The sequence below is a fragment of the Priestia sp. SRI_019 genome, from assembly GCF_057586255.1.
The window spans coordinates 309,303-320,484 of record NZ_JBYCZN010000003.1; the positions used below are offsets into that span (position 1 = coordinate 309,303).

The window sequence follows — 11,182 nt, forward strand, 5'->3', positions numbered from 1 at the left end:
TGAACAGCATGCATATTGCAATGAGAGGGATTCATAAAGCCTTTGGAGCAAACCGTGTACTAAGAGGCGTGGATTTTGAATTACATGAAGGTGAAGTTCACGCACTAATGGGGGAAAATGGAGCGGGGAAATCTACGCTGATGAATATTTTAACTGGCCTTCATAAAAAAGATGAAGGGCAGATTCTGATTGATGGCAAAGAGACGTATTTTCAAAATCCAAAAGAAGCGGAACAAAACGGAATTACCTTTATTCATCAAGAGCTGAACGTTTGGCCTGAAATGACGGTGCTTGAGAACTTATTTATCGGCAAAGAATTAAAAACGCCTTTAGGTTTTTTAAAAACAAAAGAAATGAAAGCGTTAGCAAAGAAGCAGTTTGAAAAATTAGCTGTGACCATTCCTCTTGATCAAGAAGCGGGACTTTGTTCTGTCGGACAGCAGCAAATGATTGAAATAGCCAAAGCGCTGATGACGAATGCAAAAGTCATTATCATGGATGAGCCAACCGCAGCGCTTACTGAAAGAGAAATTCAAAAGTTATTTGACGTAATTAATGCGCTGCGAAAACAAGGTGTATCGATTGTGTATATTTCACATCGTATGGAAGAGATTTTTGCTATTTGTGATTCCATTACGGTCATGCGTGACGGACAGACGGTAGACAAAAAGCCGATTCCAGAAACCAGCTTCGATGACGTGGTTCGCAAAATGGTGGGAAGAGAGCTAACGGATCGATTTCCTGCTAGGACATCTCCTAAGGGAGACGTTGTATTTGAAGCAAAAGGCTTGGAGAGAAAAGGTGTATTTCATGACGTTCATTTTTCGGTGCGATCAGGAGAAATTGTCGGTGTTGCGGGGCTAATGGGAGCTGGCAGAACCGAAATTATGCGCGCTATCTTCGGGCTTGATCCATTAGAAAAAGGCGAAATTATCTTAAATGGCAAACGGGTCAGTATCACAAAGCCCGACCAAGCCATTAAATTAGGTCTCGGGTTCATTACAGAAGATCGTAAAACAGAAGGACTCGTCCTGGATTTTTCTATTCGAGAAAATATTGCGCTTCCAAGTCTATTCAGCTTTTCGCCAAAAGGCTTTATTGAACAAAAAAGCGAGCAGCAATTTGTAGATTTACTTATTAAACGTTTAACGATCAAAACCGAGTCGTCTGAGACGAGTGCGGGTAACTTATCGGGAGGCAATCAGCAAAAAGTAGTGATTGCCAAATGGATTGGCATTGGACCAAAAGTGCTGATTTTAGATGAACCAACTCGAGGAGTTGACGTGGGAGCAAAGCGTGAAATTTATCAGCTTATGAATGAACTGACAGACAGAGGCGTGGCTATTATCATGGTGTCTTCAGAGCTTCCGGAAGTACTCGGTATGAGCGATCGCATTTTGGTTGTGCATGAAGGAAAAATAACGGGTGAACTGACAAGTGAAGAAGCAACTCAAGAAAAAATTATGACATTTGCAACAGGAGGTCAGTAAAATGAAAGCAAACACAGCGATAAAAGAAAATCGCGTTGATAACGTGATGCAAAAGCTAGGTCCGTTACTAGGTCTATTTATTCTTATTGTCATTGTATCGATTTTAAATCCAAGCTTTTTAGAACCTTTAAATATTTTAAACTTGCTGCGTCAAGTAGCCATTAATGCCTTAATTGCATTCGGTATGACATTTGTCATTTTAACAGGCGGAATTGATTTATCGGTTGGCTCTATACTTGCTTTATCAAGTGCGTTAATGGCAGGTATGATTGTGTCAGGTGTAGATCCTATTTTAGCTATTTTAATAGGATGTGTGTTAGGAGCTGTAATGGGTATGATTAACGGCTTGCTTATTACAAAAGGAAAAATGGCGCCGTTTATTGCAACGCTAGCAACGATGACAATTTTCAGAGGGTTAACGCTTGTTTATACAGATGGAAATCCGATTACGGGCTTAGGCGAAAACTATTACTTCCAGTTATTTGGCCGCGGCTATTTTCTAGGTATTCCTGTTCCGGCAATTACGATGGTACTAGCGTTTGCTGTCCTATGGGTGATTTTGCATAAAACGCCGTTTGGCCGCAGAACATATGCAATCGGGGGAAATGAAAAAGCAGCATTTATTTCAGGAATTAAAGTACCAAAAGTTAAGGTTATGATCTACTCACTAGCAGGATTATTGGCAGCGCTATCAGGAGCGATTTTGACTTCTCGTTTGAACTCTGCTCAGCCAACGGCAGGTACGTCTTACGAGTTAGATGCTATCGCTGCAGTAGTACTGGGTGGAACAAGCCTTTCTGGAGGACGTGGACGCATTGTTGGAACGTTAATTGGTGCGCTGATTATCGGAACGTTAAACAACGGTTTAAACTTACTCGGCGTTTCGTCATTTTACCAAATGGTCGTAAAAGGAATTGTTATTTTAATCGCGGTATTAATTGATCGCAAAAAGTCAGCTTAGGAGGGAAAAACATGAAGAAAATTTGGCTCGTGCTATTATCATTTTCATTATTACTGTTAGGGGCTTGTTCACTTCAGCCTCCTGAGTGGGCGAAACCATCTGAAAGTAAAAATTTAAAAGATATTAAAATTGGTTTATCCGTTTCTACATTAAACAATCCGTTCTTTGTTTCGCTAAAAGAAGGGGTACAAAAAGAAGCAAAAAAACTGGGCATGGAAGTAGTTGTAGTAGATGCTCAAAATGATTCAGCCAAACAAATTAACGATGTAGAAGATTTAATGCAGCAAGGTGTTAACATTTTGCTTATTAACCCAACGGATTCAGCTGCTATTTCAACAGCTGTACAATCGGCTAATAATGTAGGCATTCCAGTTATTACGCTAGATCGTTCAGCAGAAAAAGGAAAAGTAGAAACACTGGTAGCTTCAGATAATGTAAAAGGTGGTCAAATGGCTGCTGATTACATTGTGAAAAAAGTAGGGGAAAAAGCTCAAGTAGCAGAACTTGAAGGCGTGCCCGGAGCTTCAGCAACTCGTGAACGAGGAAAAGGGTTCCACAACGTTGCAGATCAAAAGCTAGATATTACGGCTAAACAGTCGGCTGATTTTGACCGTACAAAAGGCTTAAACGTTATGGAGAATGTTCTTCAAGGAAATCCTGGGATCAAAGCCGTATTTGCTCATAATGATGAAATGGCATTAGGAGCTATTCAAGCGATTAACAGCTCAGGAAAAGATGTGCTAGTAGTAGGGTTTGATGGAAACGACGATGCAATTAAAGCGGTAAAAGAAGGGAAGCTAGGAGCAACTGTAGCCCAGCAGCCTGTTTTAATCGGTAAACTTGCCGTAAAGTCTGCTAAAAATGTTCTTCAAGGCAAAAAGGTAGATAAGCAAATTCCAGTGCCTTTAAAACTAGTAACCTCTGACAAATAATGGTTTTATACATGTGTAGAAAAAAGACGCTCATTTGATTTATGGGCGTCTTTTTATGTATATAAAGTGTAAAAAAGAAGTGAAAAAGTCACAACTTTATAAATAGTGTAGGAATTATGTAGGTGGAATTTATGTAATAAAAAGTAAAAAACACCGAAAAAAGACGGTAAAACACATAATTTTCTGTGAAAAATTTGTAATATACCTGTAATAATAAGCATTTATTTCTATTTTTAAAGAGCAATTTTGCCCTGTTTATGACAAAAATATATCTCTTTTAATAAACAGTAAACCTCTCTATCAAGGCTTTTTGGTGATGAATTACCAGAAAGAGATTCTTGGTTATACAGATTATGGGAAACTTTTAACTGTATTGTAACATAAACTGATAGTTTTTTATGGTATAACTATGTCTATGAGGAAAGGGGACTATTACTTTATGAAAATTTTTAAGCGTATGACTCTTGCAGCAGTCACAGGAATTTTCTTCATGACCGGCATTACAGAGACTCACGCCCAATCGAATGAAGAAGCGCTCCAGAGTACTGAAAATAAAATTAAAGAAACAGAAAAGGCTGTTCAACAAAAAGAGGAAGAGAAACAGTCTATCAATTCAGATGTTCAAAACATTCAATCACAATTAAATTCATTACATACAGTAATCTCTAGCAATAAAAAAGAGTTAGCATCGACTGAAAAACAGATTTCAGAAGCGAACAAAATGATTGAGAAAAAGAAAAAAGAGATCGTTTTGCTTCAGGAAAAAGTGTTAAGTCGTAAAGATATTATTGAAAATCGATTAGTTGCTTTACAGCAAGACGATAAAACAAGCGTTGTTATTGATACATTAATGAATGCTGATAACTTTGGAGATTTTGTTGCACGTATGGGTGCTGTCACAACGTTATTGTCAGCGGATAATGATATTTTAAAGCAGCATCAAAATGATTTAGATCAAATTGAAAAAGATAAAAAAGAAATTGATAAGCAAGAAAAAGTATTAGAAGCAGCAAAAGGTAGCTTAGCGGCTAAACAAGCTGAATTAGATAAAAACGTTGCCAAACAAACAGCAACGTTAACAACTATGCAAGAAAAGTACAGCACGGTTGTAAATGAAATCGATGCAGCTTCTTCAGAAAAAGCAAACCTTCAGTCTGAATTAACAGGCATTCAAGATAAGATTGCAAAAGAAAAAGAAGCAGCTCAAAAGCAAGCTGAGCAAGTGGCAAAACAGCAGGCAGCTGAAAAGGCTGAGGCTGATGCAGAAGCAAAACGTCAAGCTGAACTGGCAACGGCTAAAAAAGAAGTAAAAACAGAGCCAAAACAAGAAGTAAAAACAGCTGCGGCTACAGAGAAGAAAGCAGCCGTTTCTTCAGAAGCAAAAGAAACGAAAAAAGAAGAAAGCACACAAAAGCATTCTGGAAAAGAAATGTATGTAGAAGCAACAGCTTATACAGCTAATTGTGCAGGGTGTAGCGGCGTAACAGCCACTGGACAAAATGTAAGTTCAGGCACTCATAAAATTATTGCGGTAGATCCATCCGTTATTCCATTAGGTTCGAAAGTATATGTAGAAGGATACGGAGTGGCAACAGCAGGTGATACGGGCGGTGCGATTAAAGGATATCGAATTGACGTATTAGTACCTTCTGAGTCAGCTGCAAAAGCATTCGGACGTCGTACAGTGAAAATTACGGTGTTAAATTAAAGAAATAGGCTGAAACTATTTTAGTTGCAGGAAAATCCGAACGATGAATCGTTCGGATTTTTTCATTGTTGTAGTGAACGTAGGTTTCATCTAGTTAGTTGCTTCTAGCTGTTGATTGAAGGGCAAGGCGAAGACTCCTGCGGGAAAAGCAGAAGTGATGAGGACCTGAAGGCCCGTAATCCACGAGGAAGCTCATCGGTCGCCCGCGGAAAGCGAAGCATTGCAGGGAAACCAACAGTGGTGTCACAAGTGATCGATACCAGCTCATTACTCCCATTTGTTCGTCTTCGAATTAGGTGGATGGAGGTATGTCTCAATCTCTTTTTTGCATATTTGGTGAGCAAGTTGCTAGCTAATCTATACTCTTTTCGTTACCATACAATAAAGTAAATGGAAGAAAAGGAGTGGGTAAAATGAAGATAGTCGATCCAGCGGTACAAAGTGCAAAAGACAATTATCATTTGTTAACAGGGGTCGTCATTCCCCGGCCGATTGCGTTTGTTACAAGTCAAAATGATGACGGTGTAGTGAATGCTGCACCGTTTAGTTTCTTTAATGTAGTTGCGGCAGAGCCTCCGCTGATTGCCGTTTCGGTTTCGAGAAGTGAAGGTCAAATGACGAAAGATACGGCAAAAAATATTAGTGCATCTAAAGAATTTGTAGTTCATCTTGTAGACGAAAACTTAGTGGAACAAGTGAATCAAGCGGCATCTTCTTATCCTTCTTCCGTGAGTGAAGTCGAAGAAACAGGGTTAACACTAGCACCGAGCAAAAAAGTGCAGGTTCCCGGAATTCAAGAAGCCAGCATTCGGATGGAGTGTAAGCTTCACCAAATTGTGCCATTAGGAACGGATGAGGCATACAGCTCAGATTTGTTTATCGGTGAAGTTGTGATGTTTCATATTAGTGAAAAAGTGATAGAAAACGATCGCGTTTCTGCAGAACGTGTGAAGCCAGTCAGCCGACTTGCGGGTTCTAACTATAGTAAATTGGGGCAATTATTTTCCTTAGAACGTCCCAAATAAGCAAGAAAGTGTTACTTATGTAGCAAAAAAATAGTATACATTGGATTTTTTTAAATAAGCGATTGTGTTCTGTTTCAACAACGACAGTACATTCGCTTTTTTTTATGAACGAAAAAGTTAATAGAAACCATAATAACAAAACTAATTTAGAAAAAGGCAAAAATGTAAGGTTTTTGCCTTTTATATTTACCATTGAGGAAAAAGGTATTCATTCATATAATTTAGATTAAGTAAATTGTATACGCTTTCAATATACAGAATTATTTTTCAATAATTCTCTCGAGAAAGAGTCATGAGCGTTTACAAAAAAACTTGCCACACTAGGAGACGAGATTATAGGAGGGGTATTCATTGAAACGTTGGTTTAGTTTAATCAGTTTTGCACTCATTTTAACCCTAGTACTTGCAGGATGCGGAGGAAAGTCCGCTAATGAAACAAGTGGTAGCGGTGGAAAAGAAGTTGTTGCATGGGCTTGGAATATTAACGTACCGGTATTAAAGAAAGCAGCAGCAGAATACCAAAAAGAGAATCCAGGATTTAAATTAAAAGTAGTGGATATGGGACGTGAAGACGTTTATTCAAAATTAACAACAGGATTGCAAGCTGGCGGAAAAGGCCTTCCTGATATCGTATTAGTAGAAGACGATCGTTTCCAAGGATACTTGGATGCATTTCCAAAAGCATTCTTAAACCTATCTAAAAAAGGATTTGATAAGCAAGAAGATAAGTTTCCAGAATTTAAGAAAGCTCTTTTATCAAAGGATGGGGATATGTACGGCTTCCCGTTTGATGCAGGCCCAACAGGCGTTTTCTATCGCACAGATTACTTTGAAAAAGCAGGCGTAGATCCAAACAGTATCAAAACATGGGATGATTACATTGCGGCTGGTAAGAAAATTAAAGAAAAAGTTGGCGTTGACTTATTAGGATTAGATTTTAATAATGACGATGGCCTATTCCGAATGACGCTGACGCAGCAAGGGACATTCTATTTTAATGACAAAGGAAAATTGAATTTAACTTCTAAAGAAGCGAAAAAAGCGATGGAATTAAATAAGAAGTTAAAAGAAGCAGGCATTGTTAAAAATACAGTGGGCTGGGATGCTTCAATCAGTGCTTTAGCAGAAGGTAAAGTAGCAAGTTCACCATCTGGTGCTTGGCTATCCGGTTCTATTACGCAGCAGGCTCCAGATTTAAAAGGAAAATGGGGAGTGTTTTTATTACCTTCGTTTGAAGAAGGAGGCAACCGTGCTTCTAACTTAGGCGGAAGCAACTATGTGATTTCAGCAACTAGTCAAAAAGCAGATAAAGCGTACAAATTTATGGAGTATTTCTCAACAACGGATAAAGTTCAAGAAGAAGCGATGAAGGGCGGATTATTCCCATCATTAAATACCGTATATTCTTCAAAATTATTCACTGCACAAGATGAGTACTTTAACAATCAAACGATTTGGAAAACATTCGCAGATGAAATGAAAGATATTAAGCCGGTTAACTTTACGGGCAATTACTCAGTTGCAAACAGTGAAGCAGTCAAAGCTGTGTCAGAAGTAACAAATGGTAAGGGCGTTAAAGACTCGCTTGAAGCAGCTCAAAAACGCTTAGAAAACCGAATTCAAAAATAATCAAGAAGCATAGAAGGTGATTTTTAGAAAATTGCCTTCTATCTCTTCTTCTTGCGGTACTAGGAGGTCATCATGAAGACAAATAAATCATTGCCTTACTTATTTATTGCTCCAGCACTTTTGCTGTTTGCGCTGTTTACCATCTACCCTATTTTTTCATCTTTTATTCTAAGCTTTCAGAGCATGGAAGGTGGAAAGTATGTATTTACCGGGTTATCAAACTATACACGATTGCTTGGAGATGATATTTTCTGGAAAGCGCTTGGAAATACCGGCATTATTTTAATCGTTCAAGTGCCCGTAATGATTTTATTAGCACTTGTACTAGCTAACGCGTTAAACAGTCAGCTTTTAAGGCTAAAAGGTTTTTTCCGAGTTTCATTTTTCTTGCCGGCAGTAACGTCACTAGTTGCCTATTCTATTTTGTTTTCAATCATTCTTCAAGATGAAGGAATAATGAATACTATTTTAGGGTTTTTCGGTATTGATGCCATTCAGTGGCTGGGAGATCCATTCTGGGCTAAAGTCTCAATCATCGTTGCGATGACTTGGAGATGGACAGGTTATAACATGGTTATTTTTCTAGCAGCTCTTCAAAGCTTGTCTCATGAAGTTTACGAAGCAGCTGACTTAGACGGAGCAAACCGAATTCAAAAGTTTTTCCACGTAACGGTTCCACAATTAAAACCCGTTATCTTATTTGCTACTATTTTATCAACAATTGGCACGCTTCAATTGTTTGACGAACCTTTTAACTTAACAAAAGGCGGCCCTGCTGATTCCACGATGACGCTAGGCTTATATATTTATCAAAATGGCTTTAAATACTTTGATTTTGGATATGCTTCAGCCATTGCGTACGTTGTTGTATTATTAGTTGGTATTTTAACGTTCTTCCAATTTAAATTTACGGGTGATAAATCATGAGTGTATTAGAGAGAGTAGAAGCAACCGCAGTAGCTACCGTGCCTAAAGTTAAAAAGAAAAGTAACATCATGCGCAAAATAGGATTATACAGCATGCTTGGGCTGTTCACGATTATTTCTATTTTTCCTTTTTACTGGATGATTATCGGCGCTACGAATGAATCAGGAAAAATGTTTACAAACCCTCCAACGCTGAAGCCTGGCGATCAATTTATGACAAATCTACAAAATTTAAATGCTTCAATTGATTTAGGACGCGTCTTTTTTAACTCAGTATTTGTTTCAGTCGTGTATGTGATTGTAGCGTTAATGGTCTGCTCCACAGCAGCATATGCGCTATCTAAATTTGAATTCAAAGGCCGAAACGCAATTTTCACTACGCTTTTATTGTCTATGATGATTCCATATCAAGCAACGCTCATTCCGCTTTTTCAGCTGATGTCGAATTTTAATTTGCTTGATACGTATTTTGCTCTTATTGTTCCGCAGCTGTGCTTTCCGTTTGCTATCTTTTTATTACGTCAGAACTTTTTAGCTTTTCCGACGGAACTTATTGAAGCGGCTCGTTTAGACGGAGCTGGAGAGATGAGAATCTTTTTAACTATTGTGCTTCCTTCTATGAAGCCTGCTATGGCTGCAGCAGCTATTTTCTTATTTATGACACAGTGGAATAACTTTATGTGGCCTCTAGTTGCGACTACATCTAACGAAATGGCTACATTGCCAGTTGCTCTTTCAAGCTTAATTGGCTTATCGATTATTGATTACGGTCAAGTAATGATGGGAGTAACGATTGCAACCATTCCAATCATTGTTTTCTTCCTGGCACTTCAGCGTCATTTTATTTCAGGAATGCTTGGAAGTGCAGTAAAATAAAAGCAGAAGCTCCTATTATAGGAGCTTTCTCAATGAACAGGGGGAGAGAAGATGGGAGAAATACCTGTAGGAGTTCAGCTTTATACGTTGCGTGAAGAAACGAAAAAAGATTTTAAAGGAACTCTTCAAAAAGTAGCTGCTTTAGGATATCAAGGGGTAGAATTTGCAGGGTATGAAGGATATACAGCGCAAGAAGTAAAAGTATGGTTAACGGATTTGCAGCTGAAGCCAGCTTCTAGTCATGTGCCTCTTGAACAATTAGAATCAAATTTAGAGCAAGTGATTCACTTTGAGCAGCAAGTTGGAAATTCACATATTGTTTGTCCTTATTTAATGCCTGAACGTCAAACGGAAAAAGGGTATTACGAACTTATTGATTCTTTAAATTCTATTTACGCGTATTGTAAAAAAGAAGGCATGTCGTTTAGCTATCATCATCATGATTTTGAGCTGAAGAAATTGTCAACTGGAAAGTCAGCTCTCCACACGATCTTAGAAGAAACTGAGGTAAACGTAGAGCTGGACATTTATTGGCTGACTAAAGCAGGCGAAGATCCAGTGGAGTGGATGAAGCATTATCAAAATCGGACGCCTTTTATCCATTTAAAAGATATGACAACAGACGGAGAGCAATTTTTTGCTCCTCTTGGTACCGGAGGAGTAGATGTAAAGGCTGTAATGCAAGAAGGACATAGAGCAGGCGTAAAATGGTGGATCGTTGAACAAGATCAGTGCATAGAAAGTCCTCTTAGCAGTATTAAAAAAAGCTTATCAATAAAAAAAACGAACAGACGCTGTCTGTTCGTTTTTTTTATTGATAAGCTGGAGTCCACTCAATTTCTCCGCACTTATTCGTATAATCAATATTTACTTCAAAGTTATGTTTTTCATAAAAATGAATTAATCTTTCGAGATGATCCCAGTCACGCTCAGCGATATCGCCTTTAATGACATGAACATTTTGATCAACCGCTACTTCTTTTAAATAATTCATACATACAGAGCCATATCCTTTATTAGCAGGCCCTTTAATGTCACCGATAAAAATCGTGTGATTATCTTCATATACGCCGTCGATAGCAAAATCCCAAGACCCTCTATAAGCTTTTGTGCATTCGTTTAGCATAATTTTACATGCACTTCCGTCATTTTGTGCCGATACAATAACTAACTGATTATCTTCAGGCTGATCGACGCCAATAACTTCATACTTTTTGGCTATTTCTTTTAAATTATCCTGCATGCGAAACAGCTGAAACTCTAAATCATCAAGTGTTTCTTTTAGTTCGTCTGCATTTTGTTTTTTTTCTGTAAGCTGAGTAAACATTTTATACTCCTTTCCGTCTGTTTTCGGTCTAAACGCGCCTATGACAAAGAGAACACGGTGTATAAAGCGAAACTTTATAAAGTATCTACCTTAGTAAAAATATAAAAAGGAAAGAACCTGATTTGATTGATCGTTCATCAAAACGGCTGCTTTCCTTAACATTCACTTTTAAATTTTTCACAACGTGTATAAGGGTAACAAAGACTCATTGATTTTGTCAATAAGGTTGAAGGTCCGTTTATAAAGAAGGTAACAGGTCATTTTGCTTATTGGGAAGAAAAAATAATGAGTGAAAAAAGAATCATTTT

At 38.1% G+C, this 11,182-nt stretch carries 9 protein-coding genes and 1 pseudogene; 9 read left to right on the plus strand and 1 reads right to left on the minus strand.

The genetic code is table 11. The features are described 5' to 3' along the window. The first annotated feature begins 8 nt into the window (after positions 1-8). From AC2YJL_RS19885 to AC2YJL_RS19925, 9 genes and pseudogenes are all read left to right on the plus strand, one after another. Complete coding sequence (locus AC2YJL_RS19885; protein ID WP_050689236.1) at positions 9-1,490, plus strand: sugar ABC transporter ATP-binding protein; 1,482 nt, start codon at positions 9-11, stop codon at positions 1,488-1,490. A 1-nt stretch (position 1,491) separates the two neighbouring features. After that, complete coding sequence (rbsC, locus tag AC2YJL_RS19890) at positions 1,492-2,451, plus strand: ribose ABC transporter permease RbsC (protein ID WP_025749709.1); 960 nt, start codon at positions 1,492-1,494, stop codon at positions 2,449-2,451. 11 nt (positions 2,452-2,462) lie between these two features. Further along, positions 2,463-3,383, plus strand: a complete 921-nt coding sequence (gene rbsB / locus AC2YJL_RS19895) for a ribose ABC transporter substrate-binding protein RbsB (protein ID WP_013055634.1) — start codon at positions 2,463-2,465, stop codon at positions 3,381-3,383. Between the two features lie 439 nt (positions 3,384-3,822). Beyond that, positions 3,823-5,091, plus strand: coding sequence for a 3D domain-containing protein (locus AC2YJL_RS19900; RefSeq protein ID WP_251567247.1), 1,269 nt, complete (start codon positions 3,823-3,825; stop codon positions 5,089-5,091). Positions 5,092-5,504: 413 nt separating this feature from the next. Next, positions 5,505-6,116, plus strand: a complete 612-nt coding sequence (locus AC2YJL_RS19905) for a flavin reductase family protein (RefSeq protein ID WP_025749707.1) — start codon at positions 5,505-5,507, stop codon at positions 6,114-6,116. 351 nt (positions 6,117-6,467) lie between these two features. Continuing rightward, complete coding sequence (locus AC2YJL_RS19910; RefSeq protein WP_251567248.1) at positions 6,468-7,745, plus strand: ABC transporter substrate-binding protein; 1,278 nt, start codon at positions 6,468-6,470, stop codon at positions 7,743-7,745. A 72-nt stretch (positions 7,746-7,817) separates the two neighbouring features. Continuing rightward, entirely contained in the window at positions 7,818-8,672 is an 855-nt protein-coding gene (locus tag AC2YJL_RS19915) for a carbohydrate ABC transporter permease (protein WP_014461372.1), read from the plus strand. A 68-nt stretch (positions 8,673-8,740) separates the two neighbouring features. After that, a complete protein-coding gene (locus AC2YJL_RS19920) occupies positions 8,741-9,547 on the plus strand; it encodes a carbohydrate ABC transporter permease (protein WP_013055640.1) in 807 nt (268 codons plus the stop codon). Between the two features lie 51 nt (positions 9,548-9,598). Next, positions 9,599-10,330: pseudogene (locus tag AC2YJL_RS19925) on the plus strand (sugar phosphate isomerase/epimerase family protein); the annotation flags it as partial. 28 nt (positions 10,331-10,358) lie between these two features. Here the strand turns inward: AC2YJL_RS19925 and AC2YJL_RS19930 are convergent. Next, positions 10,359-10,874: a GNAT family protein gene (locus tag AC2YJL_RS19930; protein ID WP_116742230.1), complete on the minus strand. Its 516-nt coding sequence runs from the start codon at positions 10,872-10,874 to the stop codon at positions 10,359-10,361. Between the last annotated feature and the right edge of the window lie 308 nt (positions 10,875-11,182).